At 75.8% G+C, this 23,846-nt stretch carries 15 protein-coding genes; 9 read left to right on the forward strand and 6 right to left on the reverse strand.

Going from position 1 to position 23,846, the window contains the following annotated elements; genetic code table 11:
• Window positions 1–17: 17 nt before the first annotated feature.
• Window positions 18–665 carry a VIT1/CCC1 transporter family protein gene (locus tag EJA20_RS06940; RefSeq protein ID WP_240675141.1) on the reverse strand — a complete coding sequence of 216 codons (648 nt, stop codon included), beginning with the start codon at window positions 663–665 and terminating at the stop codon, window positions 18–20.
• 321 nt (window positions 666–986) lie between these two features.
• Between EJA20_RS06940 and EJA20_RS06945 the strand changes: the two genes are divergently transcribed.
• The 5 genes from EJA20_RS06945 to EJA20_RS06965 all read left to right on the forward strand — a co-directional run bounded on the left by EJA20_RS06945 (window position 987) and on the right by EJA20_RS06965 (window position 8,325).
• Window positions 987–2,297 (forward strand): extracellular solute-binding protein, encoded by a 1,311-nt coding sequence (locus EJA20_RS06945; RefSeq protein WP_129337437.1) that lies wholly within the window; start codon window positions 987–989, stop codon window positions 2,295–2,297.
• Window positions 2,298–2,305: 8 nt separating this feature from the next.
• Complete coding sequence (locus EJA20_RS06950; RefSeq protein WP_129337438.1) at window positions 2,306–3,337, forward strand: carbohydrate ABC transporter permease; 1,032 nt, start codon at window positions 2,306–2,308, stop codon at window positions 3,335–3,337.
• A gap of 23 nt (window positions 3,338–3,360) precedes the next feature.
• Window positions 3,361–4,221: a carbohydrate ABC transporter permease gene (locus tag EJA20_RS06955; RefSeq protein ID WP_240675153.1), complete on the forward strand. Its 861-nt coding sequence runs from the start codon at window positions 3,361–3,363 to the stop codon at window positions 4,219–4,221.
• Between the two features lie 124 nt (window positions 4,222–4,345).
• Complete coding sequence (locus EJA20_RS06960) at window positions 4,346–6,760, forward strand: beta-xylosidase/alpha-l-arabinosidase (protein WP_129337466.1); 2,415 nt, start codon at window positions 4,346–4,348, stop codon at window positions 6,758–6,760.
• Window positions 6,757–8,325, forward strand: coding sequence for a glycoside hydrolase family 43 protein (locus tag EJA20_RS06965; RefSeq protein WP_129337440.1), 1,569 nt, complete (start codon window positions 6,757–6,759; stop codon window positions 8,323–8,325). The genes EJA20_RS06960 and EJA20_RS06965 overlap by 4 nt, the downstream gene beginning before the upstream one ends.
• Here EJA20_RS06965 and EJA20_RS06970 read toward each other — a convergent pair.
• Both EJA20_RS06970 and EJA20_RS06975 read right to left on the reverse strand, forming a co-directional pair.
• Window positions 8,322–9,176: a hypothetical protein gene (locus EJA20_RS06970; RefSeq protein ID WP_205687403.1), complete on the reverse strand. Its 855-nt coding sequence runs from the start codon at window positions 9,174–9,176 to the stop codon at window positions 8,322–8,324. The two genes, EJA20_RS06965 and EJA20_RS06970, sit on opposite strands and share 4 nt — an antisense overlap.
• 80 nt (window positions 9,177–9,256) lie before the next feature.
• Window positions 9,257–9,973 carry a DUF2652 domain-containing protein gene (locus EJA20_RS06975; RefSeq protein WP_129337442.1) on the reverse strand — a complete coding sequence of 239 codons (717 nt, stop codon included), beginning with the start codon at window positions 9,971–9,973 and terminating at the stop codon, window positions 9,257–9,259.
• A gap of 168 nt (window positions 9,974–10,141) precedes the next feature.
• On the opposite strand from EJA20_RS06975, the gene EJA20_RS06980 reads away from it, so the two are divergent.
• A complete protein-coding gene (locus EJA20_RS06980) occupies window positions 10,142–11,815 on the forward strand; it encodes an MFS transporter (protein WP_129337443.1) in 1,674 nt (557 codons plus the stop codon).
• Between the two features lie 53 nt (window positions 11,816–11,868).
• Here EJA20_RS06980 and EJA20_RS06985 read toward each other — a convergent pair whose 3' ends face one another.
• A complete protein-coding gene (locus EJA20_RS06985) occupies window positions 11,869–12,780 on the reverse strand; it encodes an AraC family transcriptional regulator (RefSeq protein WP_129337444.1) in 912 nt (303 codons plus the stop codon).
• Window positions 12,781–12,969: 189 nt separating this feature from the next.
• Here EJA20_RS06985 and EJA20_RS06990 point away from each other — a divergent pair, with 189 nt between their 5' ends.
• Complete coding sequence (locus EJA20_RS06990; RefSeq protein WP_129337445.1) at window positions 12,970–14,367, forward strand: dihydrolipoyl dehydrogenase family protein; 1,398 nt, start codon at window positions 12,970–12,972, stop codon at window positions 14,365–14,367.
• Between the two features lie 111 nt (window positions 14,368–14,478).
• On the opposite strand, the gene EJA20_RS06995 is transcribed toward EJA20_RS06990, so the two are convergent.
• Window positions 14,479–18,552 (reverse strand): endo-1,4-beta-xylanase, encoded by a 4,074-nt coding sequence (locus tag EJA20_RS06995; RefSeq protein WP_129337446.1) that lies wholly within the window; start codon window positions 18,550–18,552, stop codon window positions 14,479–14,481.
• A gap of 236 nt (window positions 18,553–18,788) precedes the next feature.
• Window positions 18,789–21,344: a DEAD/DEAH box helicase gene (locus EJA20_RS07000; protein ID WP_129337467.1), complete on the reverse strand. Its 2,556-nt coding sequence runs from the start codon at window positions 21,342–21,344 to the stop codon at window positions 18,789–18,791.
• A 247-nt stretch (window positions 21,345–21,591) separates the two neighbouring features.
• Here EJA20_RS07000 and EJA20_RS07005 point away from each other — a divergent pair, with 247 nt between their 5' ends.
• Both EJA20_RS07005 and EJA20_RS07010 read left to right on the forward strand, forming a co-directional pair.
• Window positions 21,592–22,500, forward strand: coding sequence for an oxygenase MpaB family protein (locus EJA20_RS07005; protein WP_240675143.1), 909 nt, complete (start codon window positions 21,592–21,594; stop codon window positions 22,498–22,500).
• A gap of 175 nt (window positions 22,501–22,675) precedes the next feature.
• Window positions 22,676–23,827 carry a glutathione-independent formaldehyde dehydrogenase gene (locus EJA20_RS07010; protein WP_129337448.1) on the forward strand — a complete coding sequence of 384 codons (1,152 nt, stop codon included), beginning with the start codon at window positions 22,676–22,678 and terminating at the stop codon, window positions 23,825–23,827.
• The last annotated feature ends 19 nt before the right edge of the window (window positions 23,828–23,846 follow it).

The raw sequence follows: 23,846 nt of genomic DNA on the forward strand, positions 1-23,846 counted from the left end.
CGGCGGCCGGGGCCGGCTCAGGCGACGAGGCCGGTGGACCCCACGAGCACGCCGACGGCGAACGTCACGGCCATCGCCAGCCCGCCGCCGACCGCGTTGCGCAGGACGGCCCGGCCGACGGGCGCGCCGCCGAAGCGGGCGCTGAGCACCCCGGTGAGGACGAGCGCGGCGAGGACGGCGAGGACCGTCACGGGCAGGCGCGCCCCGCCCGCGGGCGCCAGCACGGCCAGGAGGGGCACGAGGCCCCCGACGGTGAAGGCGGCACCGGACGCGAGCGCCGCGTGCCAGGGGTCGGTGAGCTCCTCGTCCGCGGGCGCGGCACCCGCCCCCGCGCCCGCCCCCGCCCCGACGGTCCCCGCCGCACCCGTCCCCGCGGCGGCCGCGCGCTCCGCGTCGCGCTGGCTGCTCACGGACACGTACTCACCCGCCGCCATCGACAGCGCCCCGGCGACGAGCACCGCGATCCCGGCGAGCACCAGCGTCCGGCCCTGCGGCGCCGCACCGGCGACGCCGAGCACCGTGGCGGCCACCGACACGACGCCGTCGTTGGCGCCGAGCACGGCCGCCCGGAGGCGGTTGAGCTCGCCGGGGGTGCGACGAGGACGTCGGGGCGTGGTCGGAGCGGGTGTCGGGGCCGTCGGGCGGGAGGGGAGGAGGAGGGCCACGCCTCGACGGTAGGCCCCCCACGAGGGGTTGTCACCGCAGGAAAGGCTGGCCTGACCTGCGCCGACGCAGGGCAGCCTCCCCTCATCCGGCCCTGCGTCCGGGGTCCGGAGACGTCCTCGGGGGCGACCGGCCGGGGCGTGAGGATCGACGCCGGCGGGGACCGGCGCGGGCGACGGCCCGCCGGGCCACGGCATCCGAGCGCCGAGCGACTCGCGACTAAACCGTTATCGAAATCGTTTGACACCGAGGCGCGGCGCCTGCGAGTCTCCTCGCCGACAGAAGCCTGTCGACCTGTCGATGACGACCAAGGGGATTCCACGATGACGAGGAAGATTCGTGGCGCGGCGTTCGTCGCGCTCGGCGCGAGCGTCACGCTCTTCGCCTCCGCCTGTGCCGGTGGCGGTGGCGGCAACGACGCGGGGGCTGCGGGGGGTGGCGAGGGCGGTGACGTCACGCTGACCTTCTGGCACAACTCCACCACCGGACCGGGCAAGCAGTACTGGACCGACACCGCGGCCGCCTTCGAGGCGGAGAACCCCGGTGTCACGGTCGAGATCCAGGCGATCCAGAACGAGGACATGGACGGCAAGCTCCAGACCGCCCTGAACTCGGGCGACGCCCCGGACATCTTCATGGCCCGTGGCGGCGGCAAGCTCGCCGACATCGTCGCGGCCGGCCAGGTCAAGGACCTCACCGGCTCCATCGACGACTCCGTCAAGGAGGACATGGCGGGCGCGCTGGACGCGTTCACGCTCGAGGACAAGATCTACGGCGTGCCCTCCGCGGTGCTGCCGGGCGGCATCTTCTACAGCAAGGACCTGTTCGCGCAGGCCGGCATCACGGAGACGCCGACGACGATCGACGAGCTCTCGGCGGCCGTCGACCAGCTCAAGGCCGCGGGCGTCCAGCCGATCGCCCTCGGTGCCAAGGACGCGTGGCCCGCAGCGCACTGGTACTACTTCTTCGCCCTGCGCGAGTGCTCGCAGGACACGATGGACGCCGCCGCCCAGGACCGTTCGTTCGACGACCCCTGCTGGGAGAAGGCCGGCGAGGACCTCGCCGCCTTCGCCGGCACCGAGCCCTTCAACGAGGGCTTCCTGACGACGTCGGCCCAGCAGGGCGCCGGCTCCTCGGCCGGTCTCGTGGCCAACCACCAGGCGGCCATGGAGCTCATGGGCGGCTGGAACGTCGGGCAGATCGCCTCGCTGACGCCGGACCAGCAGCCGCTCGCCGACCTCGCCTGGTTCCCCTTCCCCGCTGTCGAGGGCGGCGAGGGCGACCCCACCGCGATGATGGGTGGCGTCGACGGGTACTCCTGCTTCGTGGACGCCCCGGCGGAGTGCGACGCGTTCCTCAACTTCGCCGCGCAGCCCGAGAACCAGGAGGGCTACGCCGTGGCCTTCCAGACGATCCCGGCCTCGAAGGCCGCGGCGGGCGCCACTCCCGAGGGCCCGCTGAAGGACATCCAGACGGCCTACGACGGCGCGGCCTACGTGTCCGTCTGGCTCGACACGCTCTTCGGCCAGAACATCGGCAACGCGCTGAACACCAGCGTCGTCGACCTGCTGGCGGAGAAGGGTGACGCCGCCGGCGTCGTGTCGGCGGTCAGCGACGCGGCAGCCAAGGGCTGATCAGCACCATGAGCGACTCCCAGGCCGACGTCCGCACGGCGGACGTCCCCGTCCCGCCTGTGGGTCCCGTGCGGGCCGGGGGCGGTGCCACGACGGCACCGTCCCCGGCCGGGCGGCCGCGCAGCCGCGGCGGGGCCGACTGGCGCAAGCGCGCAGAGATCGGGGTGCTCGCCGGGCCCGCGATCGTCATGTTCGTGACCTTCGTCATCCTCCCGGTGATCATGGCCGCGTACTACGGCTTCTTCCGCTGGAAGGGGTTCGGCGTCCCGACCGACTTCGTCGGGCTGGACAACTACAAGATCATCCTGCAGGACTCGGCCTTCATCGAGGCGGTTCAGCACAACGCCTTCATCGTCGTCATGTCCCTGGTCCTCCAGGGGCCCGCGGCGATCGCCTTCGCGCTGCTGCTCAACCAGAAGATCCGCGGCCGCTCCGTCATCCGCGTCCTGATCTTCGTCCCGTACGTCGTGTCCGAGGTCATCGTCGGCACGGGGTGGAGCCTCATGCTCCAGACGACCGGCGCCGTGAACGACCTGCTGGAGAAGGCGGGCCTGGGCAGCTTCGCCACCGAATGGCTCTCGGACCCGTCCGTGGCCATCTGGTCGCTGATGATCATCATCACGTGGAAGTACATCGGCTTCGCCGTGATCCTCATGCTCGCCGGCCTGCAGTCCATCCCGGAGGAGCTGTACGAGGCCGCGGCGATCGACGGCGCGTCCTACTGGCAGATCCAGCGGCGCATCACGCTCCCGCTGCTCGGGCCGACGATCCGCATCTGGGCGTTCCTGTCGATCATCGGCGCCCTGCAGCTCTTCGACCTCGTCTACATCATCTGGGGCCAGTACATCGCCTCGACCGCGGGCACCTCGACCATGGCCACGTACATGGTCCTCGAGGGCCGCAACGCCGGGAACTACGGCTACGGCAACGCGGTCGCCGTCGTCCTGTTCTTCATCTCGCTCGTCATCGCGCTGGTGTACCAGCGGTTCGTGCTGCGTCGTGACACGGCGGGCGCGCTCACCGGAGGGAAGACGAAGTGACCACCGTGACCAGCGCCCCGCCGCTGCCCGGGTCGAGGCCCGCCCAGGTCATCCGCAAGGACCGCTCGCTCCGGTGGGGCAGCCCCGTGACCTACCTCGTCGCGACGGTCCTCGTGGCGATCTGCGTGGGCCCCGTCATCTACATCATCCTCGGCGGGTTCCGGACGAACTCGCAGATCACCACGGACCCTTCCGGGTTCCCCGGCCCGTGGCAGCTCGGCAACTACGGCAGCGTCCTGTCGAGCCCGCTGTTCTGGCAGCAGGTCGGCAACTCGACCATCTCAGCGCTCAGCACGACGGTCGCCGTCGTCGTCCTCGGGGTCATGGCCAGCTTCGTCATCGCCCGGTACGACTTCCGGGGGAGCGCGGGCCTCTACTCGCTCTTCGCCGCCGGGCTCATGTTCCCCATGACGGTGGCCATCACGCCGCTGTACATCCTCGTCAAGGGCCTCGGCCTGACGAACAGCCTGCTCGGCGTGATCCTGCCGCAGATCGCCTTCGCGCTGCCGACGACGATCATCATCATGGTGCCGTTCCTGCGGGCCATCCCGAAGGAGATCGAGGAGGCGGCGTCCATCGACGGCGCCAGCCGGCTCGGGTTCTTCTTCCGCATGGTCGTCCCGCTGTCGCTGCCCGGCGTCATCACCACGGGCATCCTCGCCTTCATCGGCGCCTGGAACGGGTACATGCTGCCGCTCTTCATCCTCAACAACGAGTCGCAGTACACGCTGCCGCTCGGCGTCCAGGCCTTCGCGTCGCAGTACTCCGTCGACACCGCGCGCGTCCTGGCCTTCACCTCCCTCTCGATGATCCCCGCGCTGGTGTTCTTCAGCGCCTTCGAGCGGCGGATCGTCGGCGGCCTCACCGGCGCCGTCAAGGGCTGACCCACCCGGGCGGCGGGGACGCGCAGCGCGTCCCCGCCGGACCCGTGCCGCGGCCGTCGCGGCCCCCTCTCCCGTGCCAGCAAGGAGCCTTGTCGTGACCGTCCGTCCCGATCCCGTCCCGGCCATGCCCGAGGTGTCCGAGCGCGTGCGCGCGCTCCACGCCCGGATGACCCTCGAGGAGAAGCTCGGCCAGGTCGTCGGCTTCTGGCTCGACCAGGGCGGCGACGTCGTGGCGCCGATGCAGGGGGAGATGGCCGCCCCGGGCGACGGCCGCACCCTCGCGGAGATCACCGCGCAGGGCATCGGGCACTACACCCGCGTGTACGGCACCCGGCCCGTCGACGCGGCCGAGCGGGCAGCCTGGCTCTGGGCCGAGCAGCGGCGCCTCAAGCGCGAGACGCGCCTGGGTATCCCGGCGCTCGTGCACGAGGAGGTCCTCACGGGCCTGGCGGCGTGGCGCGCGGCGACGTTCCCGACCCCGCTGGCCTGGGGCGCCTCGTTTGACCCCGACCTCGTCGCCGAGGTCGGCGCCGCGATCGGCGGCTCCATGCGCGAGCTCGGCATCCACCAGGGGCTTGCCCCCGTGCTCGACGTCGTGCGCGACCCCCGCTGGGGCCGGGTCGACGAGTGCATCGGCGAGGACCCGTACCTCGTCGGGACGGTCGGCACCGCCTTCGTGCGGGGCCTGCAGGGTGCCGGCGTGCACGCCACCCTCAAACACTTCCTCGGCTACTCCGGCTCGCGCGCCGGGCGCAACCACGCGCCCGTCCACGCCGGGCCGCGCGAGGTGCTCGACGTGTTCCTGCCGCCGTTCGAGATGGCGATCCTCGACGGCGGGGTGCGGTCCGTCATGAACTCCTACGCCGAGATCGACGGCGTGCCCGTCGCCTCCTCGCCGGAGCTCCTCACGGGCGTCCTGCGGGAGCGGCTGGGCTTCACCGGCGTCGTCGTGGCGGACTACTTCGCGGTGGCGTTCCTCGAGGTCATGCACCGCGTGGCCGCCGACCGCGGCGACGCGGCCGCGCAGGCGCTCGTCGCCGGCATCGACGTGGAGCTGCCGGGCGGCGACGCCTACCTCGCGCCCCTGGCCGAGAAGGTCCGCTCGGGCGCGCTCGACGAGCGCTACGTCGACCGGGCGGTCCTGCGGGCGCTCGCGCAGAAGGAGGAGCTGGGCCTGCTCGACCCCGGCGCCTTCGAGGACGAGCCGCCGGCGGTGGTCGACCTCGACACCCCGCACCACCAGGACCTGGCGCGCCGGCTCGCCACGGAGTCCGTCGTGCTCCTGGCCAACGACGGCGTGCTGCCGCTCAGCGGCTGGACCGTGGCCCCGCGCCGCGTCGCGGTGCTCGGCCCCAACGCCGACCGCGCCGAGGCGCTCCAGGGCTGCTACTCCTTCGCCAACCACGTGCTGGCGCACCAGCCGGACCACGAGCTGGGCTTCGCGATCCCCACCGTGCGCGAGGCGTTGGCCACGGTCCTCGGCGAGGTCGCCGCGGAGCACGGGGGCGCCGCCCCCGAGCTCGTGGTGGCCGAGGGCTGCACGGTCGAGGGCGACGACACCTCCGGCTTCGCGGACGCGGTCGCCGCGGCCGCCGCCGCCGACGTCGCGGTCGTCGTCGTCGGGGACCAGGCCGGCCTCTTCGGCCGGGGCACGGTCGGCGAGGGCAACGACTGCGACACGCTCGAGCTCCCCGGCGTCCAGCGGGCGCTCGTCGAGGCGGTCGTCGGCTCGGGGACGCCCGTCGTGATGGTGCTGCTCACCGGCCGCCCCTACGCCGTGGGCTGGGCGCTCGACGGCGAGGGGCCCCGCCCCGCCGCGGTGCTCCAGGCGTTCTTCCCCGGCGAGGGCGGCGGCCTGGCGGTGGCGGACCTCGTCGCCGGGCGGGCCAACCCCTCCGGGCGGCTGCCCGTCTCCCTGCCCCGCTCAGCCGGGGCGCAGCCGTACTCGTACCTGCACCCCGTGCTGGGCGGGCCGTCGGACGTCACGTCGACGGACCCGACGCCGCTGCGGCCCTTCGGCTTCGGCCTGTCGTACACGACGTTCGCCTACGACGACCTCGTCGTCGACCGGGAGGCCGCCACCGACGGGTCCTTCGCCGCCGCGGTCACGGTGACGAACACGGGCGAGGTGGGCGGCGCCGACGTGGTGCAGCTCTACGGGCACGACGTGGTCGGCAGCCTCACGCGGCCCGTCGTCCAGCTCCTCGGCTACACGCGGGTGGAGCTGGGGCCGGGCGCGTCGCGCCGGGTGTCCTTCCGCGTCCCGGCGGCCCGCCTGGCGTTCACCGACCGCCGGCTGGTCAAGGTCGTCGAGCCCGGCGACGTCGAGGTGTGGGTCGGCTCGCACGCCGGCGCCGCGACCCCCGTCGCCGACATGAAGGACACGACCGGCGGCGCCATCACCAACGAGCGGCAGCAGGAGAAGCGCGATCTCCCCGGCACGGCGACGGCCCGCGCGGTCGTCACGCTGACGGGCGCCGTGCACGCCGTGACGACGGCCGACGAGCGGCTGGTGCGGGCGACGGTGCAGGAGGCGTGAGCCGCGTCGCCCACCCGCTGCTGCCCGGGACGTACCCCGACCCGAGCATCTGCCGGGTCGGCGCGGACTACTGGCTCGTCACCTCGACGTTCGAGTACGTCCCGGGCCTGCCCGTCCTGCACAGCCGCGACCTGGCGCACTGGACGCAGGTGGGGCACGTCGTGGAACGCGCCGGGATGCTCGACCTCGAGGGCATCGGCTCCTCGGGCGGGCTGTACGCCCCGACGATCCGGCACCACGACGGGCTCTTCTGGGTCGTGTGCACCCTCGTCGACCGGGACGACCCGGGCCGCGGCGGGAACTTCGTCGTCACCGCGACGGACCCCGCCGGGCCCTGGTCCGACCCCGTGTGGCTCGACGCGGCGGGGATCGACCCGTCGATCGCGTTCGACGCGGACGGCCGGGCCTGGGTGCACGGGACGCGCCTCGTCGCCGAGCCCGAGTGGCCGCAGCAGACGGAGGTCTGGCTGCGCGAGCTCGACCGGGAGACCCTGCGGCTCGTCGGGCCCGAGCACGTGCTGTGGACCGGGGCCGTCCGCGGCGCGGTCTGGGCCGAGGGCCCCCACCTCCTGGAGAAGGACGGCCGCTGGTACCTCGTGGCCGCCGAGGGCGGCACGGAGCTCCACCACGCCGTGGCGGTGGCGCGGGCCGACCACGTCACCGGGCCGTACGAGGGGTACGCGGGCAACCCCGTCCTCACGCACCGGCACCTCGGCCGGGGCGCCGGGGTCGTCGGCGTCGGCCACGCGGACCTCGTCGAGGCCGCCGACGGCTCCTGGTGGGCCGTGGTGCTCGGCAGCCGGCCCTACGGCGGCCTGCACACCAACCTCGGCCGTGAGACCTTCCTCGTGCCCGTGAGCTGGGAGGACGGCTGGCCCGTCCTCGCCCCCGGCGTCGGCCGCGTCACCGACGACGTGGAGGTGCCGTTCGCCGACCCCGCCGCGCGGGCCGGCGTCCCGCAGGTGGTCCCGTCGGGGCCCGTGCTGCCCGGCGACCCCCGCTGGACCGCGCTGCGGGCCCCGGTCGGCTCCGTCGCCACCCCGGACGGCGGGGGGTGGCGCCTGCCCGTCCGCGCCGCGACGCCCGCCGAGCCCACGACGCCGGCGTTCCTCGGCGTGCGCCAGCAGCACCGGGACGTCGACGTGCGGGCGGTGCTGGGGATCGCCGGCCTCGCCGACGGGGAGCGCGCGGGCCTCGTCGTGCGGCAGTCGGAGGCGGACCACGTCACCCTGACGGCCACGCCCACGGGCGACGCGGTGCTCGTGCGCGCCGTGCACCGGCGCGGCGGCGTCGAGACGGTGCTGGGGGAGGCCGCCCGGCCGGCCGCGGACGCGCTGACCCTGGGGCTGCGGGTGCGCGGGCAGCGCTACGCGCTCGTCGTCGAGGAGGGGGAGCGGGTGACCGCGGTCGCGGTGGCGGACGGCTCCACCCTCGACAGCATGGCGACGGGCGGCTTCGTCGGGCTGTGGCTGGGGGTCGTCGCGACGAGCGACGGCCGGCCGACGTCGTCGGTGGTGGAGGTCCGCGCGTTCGAGTACCACCCGCGCGAGGTCCTCGAGGGCTAGCCAGGGCCGGCCTCCCGGTCCGGTCGCCGCGGGACCGGACCCGGGGCCGTCGGCCGCTCCGGCAGCGGGGCGGCGCGCCCCGGGAGGGCGACGAGGGCGACGAGCAGCGCCCACAGCGTGACCGCGACCCCCCAGCGGGCGTCGCCGGTCGCGCCCGCTCGGTCGGGGTGCGACAGCTCCGCCATGCCGACCCAGAGCGCCGAGAGGCCGACCGTCACCCGCAGGAGCGCGCGGAGGTCCTGCCGGAGCGCCAGCACGAGGGCGGCGACGACCAGCGCGACCCCGACGGCACCCTGCACCGGCCAGTGCTCGACGCCCTGGGTCACGCTGCCGGTCACGCGGGCGCGCGACCGCTCGAAGGCCGTCACCGCGTAGGGCAGCCAGAGCGGGACCCCGAGCGCCGCGACGAGCAGCGAGGGCCGGTGCGCGGGCCCGGCCCGCCGCGCGGGGAGGGGCGGCCGGCCGAGGAGGTGCCACAGCGCGAGGCCCGAGCCGGCGACGCCCGCGGCGAGCGCGAGCAGCCGCACGTCCGCCCCCGCACCGGCGCCGACGCCGAGCGCCAGCGCGGCGACCGCGAGCTGGGCGAGCGCCGGCCACGGGGCGCCCGGGAGCACGGCGAGGCGGAGGTAGGCGCCGGCGAGGAAGAACGTGAAGAGGGCACCCCAGCTCGCCTCGAGCGGCACCTCCCAGACGTACCGCTGGTCGACCCAGCCCAGCAGGGTGACGAGGTCGACGACGCCCATGAGGAGGAGGGCGGCGACGAGCGCCAGGACGACGGCCAGCACCCGGGCGGGGACCGCACGGCCCTCGCGCCCGGGCCGGTCGCCGGCGGGGGGCGGCCCGGTCGCCACCCGCGTGCCGGGAGCGGCGACCCCCGGCGGGCCCGGCCGGCGGGCACCGCGGGCGGCGTCCCGACGAGGCCCCGCGTCGCTCACGCCACGGGCTCCGGCACCCGGTCGCGGCGCCGGGGGCCGACGTGCGGCAGGCCGCGTCCGACCATGGCGACGGTGCTGCCCAGGCGGTGCCGCCAGGAGGGGTCGACGAGCGGCGCGCCGGCGGGCAGGTCCTGCAGGTCCACGACGTGCGCGCGGGCGGACCCGATGCCCTCGAGGTCGAGGTCGACCGGCGCGGTCCGGACCGCGGCCGCGGCAGGGCCGGCGGCGCGGTAGAGGTCGTCGGAGGGCAGCAGGTACTCGGGCACCCGCACGGGGTTCTTCAGCAGTCGGTGGACGTGGATGACGTCCAGCCCGACGAGCTTCGTCCACCGGCGGATGGTCTGCGTCGCCACCTCCCCGAGGTGCGCGACGAACTTGAGCCGGAGGTCCGCCGTCCGGGTGCAGCTGCCGCAGGGGCACATGTTCCGCTCGACGTACCGGCGCTCCTGGTGGAACGCGCGGTGCAGCGCCACGGCCGCGCCGGTGGCGGCGGACCAGGCGGCGGGCCCGTCGAGGCGCTCGGCGTCCCGCGAGAGGAAGGCCGCGTCCCCCTCGACCTCGACGAGGTCGAAGCCGTGCGCCGCGTCGACGACCCGGCCCAGCAGGCGCGCCGTGGCCGCCTCCGCGTGCCCCAGGACGCTGCGGTGGAACTGCATGTACTCCGTGTAGCCGCCGATGTCGGCGATGAGCAGCAGCGCCCGGCGGGTCGACATGTCCGGACGCTAGCAGCGCGGCTCCCGCCGTGGTAGAACCACGCTCCTCGCCCGTCCTGGCACCGGGCGCTCCCGCGCGCGGCGGGCCCTCCGGCGCGAGGAGGCGACGACGCCCGTGGTCCCGCCTCCGCCCCCGCCGGCCGTGCCCCTGCCGCCCCGGGCCCGGCCGTGAGGCCGGGCGCCGTGCTGCGCGAGCGGCTCCGGGGCACCCGACGCGCGCTCGGCGACCGCGACCTGGCCCGCCTGCTGCTCGTCTGGGCGGTGTGGGTGACGGTCGACTGGGCGACGCTCATCACCGTCTCGCTCCTGGCCCTGGACGCCGGCGGGCCCGCGGCCGTCGGTCTCGTCGGCGCCGTCCGGGTGCTGCCGGCCGCGCTGCTGTCGGCGCCGGCCTCCGTGCTCGCCGACCGCCGGTCCCGCCCGCGGCTGCTGGCGGTCGTGTGCACCGGCTGGTGCGGCGTGGCGCTGGCGCTCGTGGCGTGCGCCCTGGCCGGGGCGGGGCTGCCCGTCCTGCTCGGCGTGGTCGCCGTCGGCTCCGCGGTCGGCGCCGCCGTCCGGCCGACCCTGCAGTCGATGGTGCCGACGCTCGTGACCTCGCCGGCGGACCTCGTCGCCGCGAACTCCGCCTGGGCGACGATCGAAGCCGTGGCCACCGTCGTGGGCCCCGCCCTCTGCGCCGCCCTCCTCGGCGTGCTCGGCCCGGCGGGCGTCCTCGGGGTGCTCGCGGCGCTCCTCGTCGTCGCGGCGGCGGCGGCCGCGGCCATCCGCTCGCCCTTCCGGCCCGTGCCGCCCGACCCCGGGTCCGCCCGCACGGCGTGGCTCGACCCGTTCCTCGGGTTCGCCGTCCTGGCCCGCCCGGGGCTGCGCCTGGCGATGGCGATCTTCCTCGCGCAGACGACGATGCGCGGGCTGCTCCAGGTGTTCGTGGTGCTCGTCGCGACGTCCGGCGGCGGCTCCGACGCCCGTGCGGGCACGCTGTTCATCGCCATGGGCGTCGGCGGGCTCCTGGGGGCGGTCGTGGCCCTCGGGCTCGGGCCGCGGCGGGGGAGCCGGTGGATCGCCCTCGGCATCGTGCTCTGGGGCGTCCCCGTCGCGGCCGTCGGCCTCTGGCCGCAGGGCGGCGCCGCCCCGGTGGCGCTCGCGGCCCTCGGGTTCGGCAACGCCCTCCTCGACGTCTCGGGCTACACGCTCGTCAACCGGCTCGTCCCCGACCACCTCGCCGGGCGCGCGTGGGGCGCGTTCGCCGCGCTGGGCGCGGCCGCCATGGCGCTCGGCTCCGTGGCGGCACCCGCCCTGGTGCCGGTGCTCGGGCTCGGCGGCGCGATGGTCCTCACGGGCCTGCTCCTCGCCGCCGCCCCCGTGCTCGCCTGGCCCTGGCTGCGCCGCCTCGACGACCTCGTCGGCGGACGTCCGGAGGTGGTCGAGCTGCTCCGGCGCGTGCCGCTGCTCGGGGCGCTCTCGCTCGTCGGCGTGGAGCGCCTCGCGCGGGCCTCGCGGGTCCGGGAGCTCGCGGCGGACGCCGTCGTGGTGCGCCAGGGCGATGCCGCGACGGAGTACTTCGTCGTCGCCGAGGGCGGCGTGGCGGTGCGGCGCGACGGGCGGGAGGTGCGGCGGCTGGGCCCGGCGGACGCCTTCGGGGAGATCGCGCTCCTCGACGGCACGACGCGCACGGCGACCGTCACCACGGTCGCGCCGACGCGCCTGCTCGTCCTCGACCGCGACGGCTTCGTCGCCGCGGTCACCGGGCACCGCCCGGCGGACGCGCTCGCCCGCGCGCGGGTGGCCGACCTGCGCGCCGCCGACCGGGAGCGCGCCCGCGGCGACGGCCCGCCGGCGGGCTGACGACCCGCCGGGGGGCTGTCGCGAGGCTCGGCGCGGGCCGGTGCCGTGCCGCGTCAGGCCGGCTCGACCGGCAGCCAGAGCTCGCACGTGGCGACGGAGAAGTCGTCGCTGCGCTCGAGCACGGCCACGACCTCCGGCCCCGGGCGCAGACGCCACGGGTGGGAGGGGAACCACTCCGTGGCGGTGGCGGCCCACGTCCCCTGCAGGGCCGCCGGGTGGGGCCCCGCGCTGCGGAACACCGCCCACGCGCCCGCCGGGACGTCGAGGACGTCCAGGTCCTCGGGGACGGGCGCTCCCGCCTCCACCGCGACGCCGTGCAGGTAGGTCAGCTCGCTGCCCTCCGCGCGGTCGGGGTCGAGGTCGTCGCTGACGGCGAGGAGGCCGGCGGGCTCCGTGCCGCTCAGCGCCTTCAGGCGCGCGTGCTCCTCGGCGGGGAGGGCCGCCACGTGCGCGGCGATGCGGGGGTTGGGGCCTTCGTGGACGAGGGGCACGCGCGCGGCGTGGCCCACGAGCCGGAAGGCCGGGCGCTGCAGGAGTCGGACGTCCATGGGGGTGCTGCCCTTCACGGTGAGGTGGAAACGGAGGGTGGACTGGGTGCGGAGGGGGCCGCCGTGCCGCCGGGCCTCGCCCGGGGCCGTGCCGTGCACGGACCGGAAGGCGCGGCCGAACGCCTCCGCCGAGCCGTAGCCGTGGCGGACGGCGATCGTCAGCAGGTCGTCACCGCCGCCGACGACGTCCGCCGCGGCGACGGTCATCCGCCGCCGGCGGACGTACTCCGACAGCGGCATGCCGGCCAGCGACGAGAACATCCGCCGCAGGTGGTGCTCGCTCGTGCCGAGCCGCCGCGCCCAGGCGGCGACGTCGGCGGTGCCGTCGGTGCCGTCGGCTGTGCCGTCGGTGCCCCCGGGGCCGGCGGCGAGGTGCTGCTCGACGAGCTCGACGAGCCGGTTCAGCGTGGCGATCACGGGGCCTCCCTCCGCGTCCCAGCCTGGCGGGCCGGCCGGCGCCCCGCCCGACCGTCCCGGGTCGGGTCCGGTCAGGCCGCCCGCTCCTCGACGGGCGGGGGCGGTTCCTGGCACGGCGGTGAGGACGACGACCACCTCGGGGTGCCGCAGCCGTGGCCGAGCGGCGGGGGAGCGGCCAGAGTCGTCGCCGTGACCGACCTCTTCGACGTCCTCGTCATCGGTGCGGGTCCGGCAGGCACGACGGCGGCGCTGCGGGCCGCGGAGCTCGGCGCCCGCGTCGGCGTCGTCGAGGCGGGCCCGACCGGCGGCACCTGCGTGAACACCGGGTGCGTGCCCACGCGCGTGCTGGCCAAGACCGCGCGCCTCATGCGCGAGGTGCGCACGGCCGACGCCTACGGCATCTCCGTGACGGAGCAGCAGATCGACTGGCCGCGCACGGTCGCGCGCGTGCGCTCCACCGTGGAGCGGGTGCGCGGCGCGAAGGGCGACCTCGGGCGCTTCACCGCGGCGGGGGTGGAGGTCCTGCACGGGCGTGCGCGCTTCGCCTCGCCGCACGAGCTCGTCGTGACGGCGGACGACGGCGGGACGCGGCGGGTGCGCGCCACGAAGATCATCCTCTGCGTGGGCGGGCACTCGCGGCGGCTGCCCGTCCCCGGCGCGGGCCTGGCGACGACGCCGGAGGAGGTCCTCGACCTGCCCGCGCTGCCGCGGCGGGTCGCCGTCGTCGGCGCGGGCAACACCGGAGCCCAGCTCGTGACGATCTTCAACGCGTTCGGCAGCGAGGTGACGCTGCTCGAGGTCGCGCCGCGCATCCTCGCGCAGACCGACGCGGACGTGTCCGCGCACGTGGAACAGGCGTTCCGGGAGCAGGGCGTGCGGGTGGAGACGGGCGTCCGCACCGTCGTCGGCCTCCGTCGCGCCGACGACGGCATCCACCTCGCGTGGCGGCGCGACGGCGAGGACGAGGAGGTCGTGGCCGACGCCGTGATCATGTCCACGGGGTGGCCCGCCAACATCGAGGGCCTCGGCCTGGACGCGGCGGGGATCGAGACCGGCGTCGGCCGCATCCCCGTCGACGAGTACCTCGCCACGAACGTCGGGCACGTCTTCGTGGCCGGCGACGCCAACGGCACGGCGATGCTCGTCCAGGCGGCGCACGCCGAGGCGGAGGCGGCGGCCCGCAACGCGGTGCTGGGCACGACCGCCCGCGCGCCCCACCACCTGCTGCCCGCGGGCGGCTTCACGGACCCGGACTACGCGGACGTCGGCCTGACCGAGGACGGGGCGCGCGAGCGCGACGAGCGCTGCGTCGTCGCGCTCGTGGAGCTCTCCGAGCTCGAGCGGCCCGTCATCGACGACCGCCCCCGCGGCTTCCTCAAGCTCGTCGCCGACCGGCGCCGCGAGTACCTGCTCGGGGCCCACGCCGTCGGCGAGAACGCCGTCGAGGTCATCCAGTCGGTGACGACGGCCATGGCGGCGGGCGTCGACGTCTCGACCCTGGCGCGCGTGGAGTTCGCCTACCCGACCTACAGCGCGGCGATCGGCGTGGCCGCGCGCCGCCTGCTCGAGGCCCCCGGCGCGCGCTGAGCCGCCTCCGCGCGACGCTGCCCGGCGCCGACCCCCGGTCTCCGGACGCGCCAGGGCGCGGCGTCCGGGTGGACGCCGCGCCCTGGGTCCTGCCGGTGGTGCGCCGGACCGTCAGGAGCGGTCCTTGCCCCCCTTCGCCGGGAGGACCTGCAGCGCGTCGGACGCGGTGAGGTCGCCCGAGACCGCGACGAGCGCGTACTTCCCCGTCGCCGTGGCCTCCGGCACGGTGACCACCGCCGTCCCGGAGCCGTCGGCCCCGACGGTGACGGTGCCGAGGGCGACGTCCGGGTTCTTGCCCGGCGCGGACGCCTCGAGGGTCAGCGCCACGGTGCCGCCGGGGCGGTACCCCGCCAGCGTCACCTCGACGCGGTCGCCCGCGCGGACCTTGCCGGTGTAGACGGACACGGACGGGTCGTACGTCGGCTCCTCGGCCGGACCGACGAGCTCGGCCACGCCCCAGCGCGCCGTGCTCTGGTAGCCCAGGCCGGTCGGGTCCGCCCACGCGGTGACGCCGGTGCGCGCACCGGCCGTCGCGTCGTTCACCTGGACGTCCAGGCCGTGGAACGTGCCGAGCCCGCCCTGGTCGACGAGCCCGATGGACGCCTCGACGACGTAGCCGCCGTCGACGACCCGGGCCGCGCTCTCCAGCCGCGCCTCCTGGAAGGCCTCGTCGCCCGTGCCGAACGAGACCGCGTTCTCGAAGGAGATGCGGACCTGCGTGTCGTCGTACCGGTAGGGGCCGTTCTTGACGTTGCCCGCGTCGAGGAAGATCTCGACGGAGTCCTGGATCCACGGGTCGGAGCCCGTGGCGTCCAGGGTCGGGTCGGCGACCTCGGCGAGCACGTGCAGCGTGTCGCCGGACCAGAGCGTGCGGACCGTGGCCCGCGCGCCGTCCCCGGCGCCGGACACCGTCTTCTCCGTCCGCAACGCCGTCGCCCCGGCCCACGCGGCGTCGACGACCCCGTCGACCGTCGGCGCCTGCGCGGCCTGCACCACGGACGTGACGGACGGCGGCTCGACGAGCGTCAGCGTGCCCGTGCTGCCCTCGCCGGCCCAGCCCGTGGTGGTGGTCCCGTCCGTGACGCGCACGTCGAAGGGCACGAGGTCGCCCTCCGCCGCCGCGCCGAGGGGCAGGTGCGCCACCACGGCCCAGCCGCCCTCGACGGGTGCCGCCACCGCGGAGCCGGTGCCCGCGAGCACCGAGCCGTCGCGGCCGACGGTGGTCGTCGCGTCGCCCACGGTGAACGTCACCGCGTCGTCCGCCCCGACGGTGCCGTCCTCGACCCGGACGTACGCCGTCAGGTGGTCCGGGCTCCAGCGGACGGCGAAGCCCGTCGCGCCCGCGACCTCCTCCAGCGGCAGCTGCGCCCACGCCGGCGCCGTGGTGGCGCCGCCGTCGAGCGGCACGTCGCCGGCGAACGCGAGCGCCGTGCGCAGCGGCGTGGGCAGGTCCTCGTCGACGGCCCCCGTGAAGGCCGCCTTCGCGGCCAGCGTGTCGTCGAACAGCAGCGGGGCGCCGTTGGCGCTGCGCCAGCTGCGGCCGTCCGTCAGGCCCCAGAGGGTCACGGAGTACAGGTCGTCGGCGTGCTCGCGGAAGACCCGGAACGCGTCGCGGTAGTAGTACCCCTGCTCGACGAGGAGGGCCGGCGTGACGGGCGTGCCCGTCGTGACGTCGAGCTCGCTGACGACCTGCGTGACGGGCAGGTCCTCGAACGCGACGATCGCGTCCTCGAGCGCCTGCACCGGCATGGCCAGGCTCGCGTGGAACTGGTGGCCCACCGCGTCGACGGGTGCGCCGCGTGCCAGCAGACGCTCGACGAGGTCGTGGAGGCGGACCTGCTTGCCCGTCTGCTCCGTGTTGTAGTCGTTGATCGTCAGCGTGACGGGCCGGTCGGTGCCGGGCGCGGCGTAGGTGCCGTTGAAGGCCTCGTCGGCGTACGCGAAGGCGAGGTCGATGAACTCCTCGCCCAGGACGCGGTACCACTCGGAGCGCCGCAGGCCGTCGGCCTCCTCGCGCCCGTCGGAGACGGCCTCGTTGACGACGTCGAACGCCACGACGGGGTTCGTCGCCGACCCGAAGAGGCCGTAGCCGCCGCCGGTGCTCAGCGCCTCGGCGACCGCGAACACGTGCGTGCGCATCCGCTCGCGCAGGAGCGCCCGGTCCGCCTCGCTCGTGGTGAGCGGGGTGCCGTCCTCGTGCTGGAAGAACCACTCCGGCGTCTGGCTGTGCCACACGAGCGTGTGGCCGTAGACCCGGACACCCTCCCTCTGCGCGAACGCCATGAGGGCCTGCGCCTCGGGGTGGATGCCGAAGCGGCGGTCCGCGTCGTACCAGGCCTCGGGCTTCATGTGGTTCTCGGGCGTGATCTGGTCGAAGTGCCGCAGCAGCAGCTGCGACGCCGAGCCGCTCGTCTCGCGCGAGTCGATGGCGACGCCGACGGGGAAGTCGACCGTGCCCCTCAGCGGCGTGCGGTCCTCGACGACGGGCGCGCCCTGGGGCGCGACGACGACGTCATCGACGAGGAACGGCTCCGTGCCGCCGTCGCTGTACGACGTCTCCAGGTAGAGGAACGCGCTCTCGACGCCGTCGGGCACGGTGTACGTGGCCGTGAGCTCCGTCCAGCCGGTGGACACGACGCCGGGCAGCTGCGCGACGGTGTCGTAGGAGGTCGTGCCGCCGGCCGTGCGCGCCAGGCTGAGCCAGACGTCGTCGGTGGCCGCGCCGGCCGCCATCTTCACCCAGGCGCTGATCGTGTAGGTGCCGCCGGGCTGCACGAGGCCGGTGAGGTCGTGGCCGATGCCGTCGCCCTGGCCGGTGCGCCCCGACACGAGCGCCGCCTGCGCACCGCCGTGCGCCTCCGCGGTCGTCACCGCGACGACCGGGTCGCCGTCCGCGTCGCCGCGGGGCACCCAGCCGTCGAGGCCGTCCTCGAAGTCGGAGGTCAGCACGGGGCCCGACGCCGTGACGCCGCCCGCGGGCAGCGTGAAGGTCCAGCCCGCGGCGAGGCGCTCGCCGACGACGGTCTCCACCGCCGCGACGGTGCCGCTGCGGTCGCCGCCGCCGTCGTGCACGAGGACGACCTCGCCGGGCTTCACCGCCGCCCGGAGGTTGGCCGTGAGCACGGCCTCGTCCTGCGTCTCCCAGTCGTCGATGACGTTGACCACGCCGAGCGGCTGCATGCCGAGCGCGACCGCGACCCCCGGGGTCCTCCCCCAGCTGCCGTTGGGTGCCCGGAAGTAGGGGACGGGGTACGCGGGGTCGCCGAGAGCCTCGCGGATGATCGCCAGGTTCTCCTCGAGGTCGGCCTCGACCGCCGCCTCCGTCCAGGAGCCCATGTCCGCGTAGCCCGTCGTGTGGTTGCAGAGGGTGTGGCCCTCGGCGACGATCCGGCGCAGCAGCTCCGCACCGCCCTCGGCCCGGATGTTCTGGCCGATGACGCAGAAGGTGGCGGGCACGTCGTTCGCCGCCAGGAAGTCCAGCAGGCGGTCGGTCTCGCCGGGGTTGGGGCCGTCGTCGACCGTCAGCGCCGCGACGTCACCCGTGCCGCGGGCGGCGGTGACGGGGGTCGCCACGGGCGCGGTCGCGCCGCCGGGGACGAAGAGCGGGTCGGGGGTGGGGGTCCACGGGCCCGTGGTCGTCGCGCCCGTGATCAGCAGGTCGTCGACGAGGTAGGAGTAGGCCCCGGGCCCCGTCGGCAGGTCGCCGGTGCCGAGGTAGACGCGCGCGGTGGCGGGGTCGGCGTCGGCCGGGACCGTGTACGTGCCGGTGACGGTCGTCCACGCGTCGGCCGTCATGGAGGTGTTCCCGACCCAGGTGTAGCTCGGCTCGGCGACGAACCGGACGCCCGCGCTGCCGGCGGTGCCGTCGGCGAGCCGGACGTCCATCGAGAACGTGTACTGCTCGCCGGGGGTGAGCAGGCCCGCGGGGGACTTGATGCCGTCGTAGTCGGCGGTGCGGCCCCCGACGAGCAGGGCGGGGTCGCCGTCGACGTCGACGACGGACAGCGTCGCGCCGCCGTTCGGGGTCCAGGGGGCCCAGGTGCCGTCGGAGAAGTCCGTGCTCAGCACGGGGGCCGGGTCGGCCGCGGCGGCGGGCAGCCCCGCGGCGGGGACGGCGCCGGCCGCCAGGGCGAGGGCGACGGCGCCCGCCCCCAGGGTCCGGCGAGGTGGTCGTGACCGGGTCATCGATGCGCTCCCTTGCGATCGTGGCTCCGCGCGCCGGGCCACGTCGCCCGTTTCCTCCACGCGGTGGACGAACCGAAGTGAAAACGATGTCGAAACCGTTGTCCAGCGGACGGGGACGCGGCAACCGCTCTCCTGAGAGGAGAGCGGTTGCCGTCACGCCGGACCCGTCACCTGCGGTGCACCGACCGTCGTCGGGTCCCGCCGTCCGCCCGTCCGGGACGCGGGGTCCTCCGCCGTCAGAGCGGGCCGACCGCCGTCACGCGCAGACGCACCTCGCCGGCCTCGTCCGTGGCGGCCAGGTCGACGACGGCGTCGATCCGCCAGTCGTGGTCGCCCGCGGGGTCGTCGAGGGTCTGCCGGACGCGCCAGCGCACCTCGGCGCCGCCGGGGCCGTGCTCGGGCGTGACGGTGAACAGGGCCGGCCCGCGGGCCGCGGCGCCGACGAGCACCTCGTCGTGGTCGTCCCAGAACGGGTCGAGCGCGCCGTGCCAGCGGTCGGCGTCCCAGGGCGCGCCGTCCTCGTCGAGGTCGCCGAGCGCGGCGAGCGCGCCCCACCGCTCGCGGGCGGCGAGCTCCACCCGGCGGAACATCGCGCCGCGCACGAGCGCCCGCAGCACCCGGGGGGTGGCGGACAGCGGCTCGGGCCGGTCCTCGTCCGTCCCGCCGGGGGCGTCGGCCCCGGGCTCGTCGAGGGGGTTCGCCAGGCGCTCCCACTCGTCGAGGAGGCTGGAGTCCGTGCGCCGGACGAGGTCGCGCAGCCACTCGAGCAGCTCCGCCAGGTCCTCCGTCCGGCGCTCCGCGGGGACGGTCTGGCGCAGCGCCCGGACGGCGTCCGCGAGGTACCGCAGCAGGACGCCCTCCGTGCGGTCGAGGGCGTACGCCGACACGTACTCGGGGAAGGTCATGGCCTTCTCGTGCATCTCGCGCACCACGGACTTCGGCGACAGGACGAGGTCGGCGACCCAGGGGTTCGTCGTGCGGTAGGTCGCGAAGGCGGCCTCGAGGGGCTCCGCCAGGGGCTTGGGGTACGAGACGTCCTCGAGCAGCGCCATGCGCTCCTCGTACTCGATGCCCTCGGCCTTCATGGCGGCGACGGCCTCGCCCCGCGCCCGGTTCTCCTGCGCCGCGAGCACCTGGCGGGGGTCGTCGAGCGTGGCCTCGATGACCGACACCACGTCGTGCGCGTAGCCCGGGTCCTCGGGGTCGAGCAGGTCCAGCGCCGCGTAGGCGAACGGCGACAGCGCCTGGTTGAGCGCGAACGTGGCCGGCACGTCCTGGGTGAGCCGGACGGTGCGGCGGCGGCCGCGCGGGGCGTCGGGGTCGTCGACCCAGACCCGCTCGACGACGCCGGCCGCCCGCAGGGACCGGTAGATCTCGACGGCCCGGCGCACGTGCCGGCCCCGCGCCGCCGGCGGCTCGTGGTTGTCGAGCAGCAGGTGCGTCATGGCGGCGACGGGGTCGCCCGGGCGCGAGAGCACGTTGAGCACCATCGCGTGGCTGACGCGGAAGCTCGAGGCGAGCGGCTCGGGCGGGGCGTCGCGCAGGCGCTCGAACGTCTTGTCCGTCCAGTTCACGTGCCCGGCCGGCGCCTGCTTGCGGACGATCTTGCGGACCTTCTTCGGGTCGTCGCCCGCCTTCGCCAGCGCCCGCCGGTTCTCGATGACGTGCTCGGGCGCCATGACGACGACCTCGCCGAGCGTGTCGAACCCGGCACGGCCCGCGCGGCCGGCGATCTGGTGGAACTCCCGGGCGCTGAGGTGGCGCATCCGCTGGCCGTCGTACTTGACGAGGGAGGTGAGCACGACGGTGCGGATGGGCACGTTGATGCCGACGCCGAGGGTGTCCGTGCCGCACACCACCGGGAGCAGGCCGCGCTGCGTGAGGCGCTCGACGACCCGCCGGTAGCGCGGCAGCATCCCCGCGTGGTGCACGCCGACGCCGTGCCGCAGGAGGCGCGAGAGGGTCTTGCCGAACCCGGGGCCGAAGCGGAACGCGCCGAGCTCGTCGGCGATGCGGTCGCGCTGCTCCCGGGAGGCCAGCGGCGTCGAGAGCAGCGACTGCGCGCGCTCCACCGCGTCCTTCTGCGTGAAGTGCACGACGTAGGCGGGGGAGCGGTGCGTGGTGACGAGCTCGTCGAGGAGCTCGTGCAGGGGCTCGAGGCCGTAGGCGAAGGTGAGCGGGACGGGGCGCTCGGCGTCCGCGACGACCGCGACGTCGCGGCCCGTCCGGCGCTCGAGGTCCTCGACGAAGAACCGGACGTCCCCGAGCGTCGCGGACAGGAGGACGTGCTGGGTGCGCGTGAGCTCCAGGAGCGGCACCTGCCACGCCCAGCCGCGCTGGGGGTCGGCGTAGAAGTGGAACTCGTCCATGACGACCTGGCCCACGTCGCTGCCGGCGCCCTCGCGCAGGGCGAGGTTGGCGAGGATCTCCGCCGTGCAGCACAGGATCGGGGCGTCCGCGTTCACCGCGCTGTCGCCCGTCATCATGCCGACGTGCTCCGCGCCGAAGGCGTGCACGAGGTCGAAGAACTTCTCGCTGACGAGCGCCTTGAGCGGTGCGGTGTAGACGGTCCGGCGGCCCTGCGCGAAGGCGGTGAAGTGGGCCGCGGCGGCGATGAGCGACTTGCCCGACCCCGTCGGGGTGCTCACGACCACGTGGGCCCCGGTGACGAGCTCGAGGAGCGCCTCCTCCTGGTGCGGGTACAGCGTCAGCCCGCGGTCCGCCGCCCAGCCGACGAAGGCCGCGTACAGCGCGTCGGGGTCGTGCGGGTCGGCCGGGACGCGCGTCGCCAGCGTGGGGACGGGCGGGCCGGCGGGTGTCGCGGCCCGCGCGGCGGCGGACGCGGCCGGGGCGGCCTCGGAGGTGGTCACGGGGTCGATCCTCCCAGGCGTGGCGCGGTCGGCGGCCCCGCGGACCCTCCGGACGCGGGCGAGGACCCCGTGGCGCGCGGCGACGGCCCCCCCCGCCGGCCTGTGGCGGCCCTGAGGGCCGGGCACGCGCGCCCGGTGGCCGTCCCGGGCGTGCCGGAGGATGCCCAGGGTGAGCACCCTCTCCCGCCTGCCCGACCTGGCCGCCGTGCGCCGCCGCGCCGGCACCGTGCTGTTCGAGCGGGTGGCGGGCCCCGACGGCGCGGAGAACCGGCACCGGATCCACGCCACACCGGGGCCACGGTGGTTCGAGGCGGGCTCCCCGATCCAGGTCGTCCACGGCGACGCCTCGATGTTCGTCGGCGGTCTGCGCGCGCTGCTGCTGCAGTCGCTGCACCCCGGCGCCATGAGCGCGGTGGCCGACCACTCCGGCTACCGCGGAGACCCGTGGGGGCGCCTGGCCCGCACGAGCACGTTCCTCGCGGTGACGACGTTCGGCACCGCCGACGACGCCCAGGCCGCGGTCGACACCGTCCGCCGCATCCACGGCCGGATCGCGGGCCGCACGCCCGCCGGGGACCGCTACCGCGCGGACGACCCGGACCTGCTGCGGTGGGTGCACGTCGCGGAGGTCGACAGCTTCCTGCGCGCGCACCAGGCCTTCGGCGTGCGGCCGCTCGACGAGGCGGGTGCCGACGCGTACGTCCTCCAGGCGGGGCGGGTGGCGCGCTCCCTCGGCGCCACCCGCGTCCCCGGCTCCGTCGCCGAGCTCGCCGACGCGCTGGAGGAGTTCCGCCCCGCGCTGGGGGCGACCGACGCCGCCCGCGAGGCGGCACGGTTCCTCCTGCACGAGCCGCCCATCCCCGTGCCGCTGCGGCCGGGCTACGGCCTGCTCGTGCGCGCGGCGCTGGGGTCCCTGCCGGTCTGGGCGCTCGCCGACCTCGACGTGGCGCGGCCCGGACGGGTCGGCCGGGCCGCCGGGCTCGCCGCCGGTCACGTGGGCACCCGGGCCATCCGCTGGCTCCTCGCGGCGCAGGGCGACGTGCCCCGGCCGGCGACCCCGCTCCCGCACGCCGCCTGAGAGCGGCACCCGGCCCGGGCCCGCGGGACGCGCCCCCCGGATGCGCGGCCGCGACGGGTGTGACCACAGTGGGGGCGAGACCCCGCCGCACGGCGCCCGAGACGCGAGGCGCACGACGCCGCACCGGCGCCCGCGGCGGGCACACCGCCCGCCCGGGCACGAGAGGGGAACCAGCATGCGCGCAGTGGTCTACCGCGGTCCGCGACAGGTCGAGGTGACGGACGTCCCGGACGCCCGCATCGAGGCGCCGGGGGACGCCGTCGTCCGGATCACCACGACGAACATCTGCGGGTCCGACCTGCACATGTACGAGGGTCGGACGAGCGTGGAGGAGGGCAAGGTCCTCGGCCACGAGAACATGGGCGTCGTCGAGGAGGTCGGCCCCGGCGTCACGCGCGTCCGGGTCGGCGACCGCGTGTCGGTGCCGTTCAACATCGCCTGCGGCACGTGCCGCAACTGCCTGCAGGGATGGACGTCCTTCTGCACCCGCACGAACCCCACGGAGGGCATGGACGGCGCGGCCTACGGCTACGCCAACATGGGCCCGTACGCCGGCGGCCAGGCCGAGTACCTGCGCGTGCCCTTCGCCGACGTCAACCTGCTCGAGCTGCCCCCGGGCACGGAGCACGAGAACGACTTCACGATGCTGTCCGACATCTTCCCGACGGGCTGGCACGGCACGGAGCTGGCCGGCGTCGCCCCCGGGCACGACGTCGCGGTGTTCGGGGCGGGACCGGTGGGCCTCATGGCGGCGCACAGCGCGCTGCTCAAGGGCGCGGCGCGGGTGTTCGTCGTCGACAAGGAGCCCGACCGCCTCCGCCTCGCGGAGAGCATCGGCGCGGTCGCGGTCGACCTGTCGGCGGGGGACCCCGTCGAGCAGATCACGGAGGCGACGCAGGGGCGCGGGGTCGACTCCGGCGTCGAGGCCGTCGGGTACCAGGCGCACGACGCGTCGGGCGAGGAGCACCCCGAGCTCGTCCTGGACAACCTCGTGCAGGTCGTGCGGACGACGGGCGGCATCGGGGTCGTGGGCGTGTACGTACCGGAGGACCCGGGGGCGCAGGACGAGGGGGCGCAGCAGGGTCGCGTCGGCTTCGACTACGGCACCTTCTTCACGAAGGGCCAGCGCATGGGCACGGGCCAGGCGCCGGTCATGCGCTACAACCGGCAGCTGCGGGACCTCATCGTCGCCGGCCGCGCCCGCCCGTCGTTCATCGTCTCCCACGAGCTCGGGCTCGACGAGGCGGTCCAGGGCTACGAGCGGTTCGACGCCCGCGAGGACGGCTGGACGAAGGTGCTCCTGCGGCCCTCGGCGCTCGCGGGCTGACGCCGCGCGCGGGCTCGCG

The organism is Cellulomonas endophytica, from assembly GCF_004123805.1.
GTDB classification, from domain to species: domain Bacteria; phylum Actinomycetota; class Actinomycetes; order Actinomycetales; family Cellulomonadaceae; genus Cellulomonas; species Cellulomonas endophytica.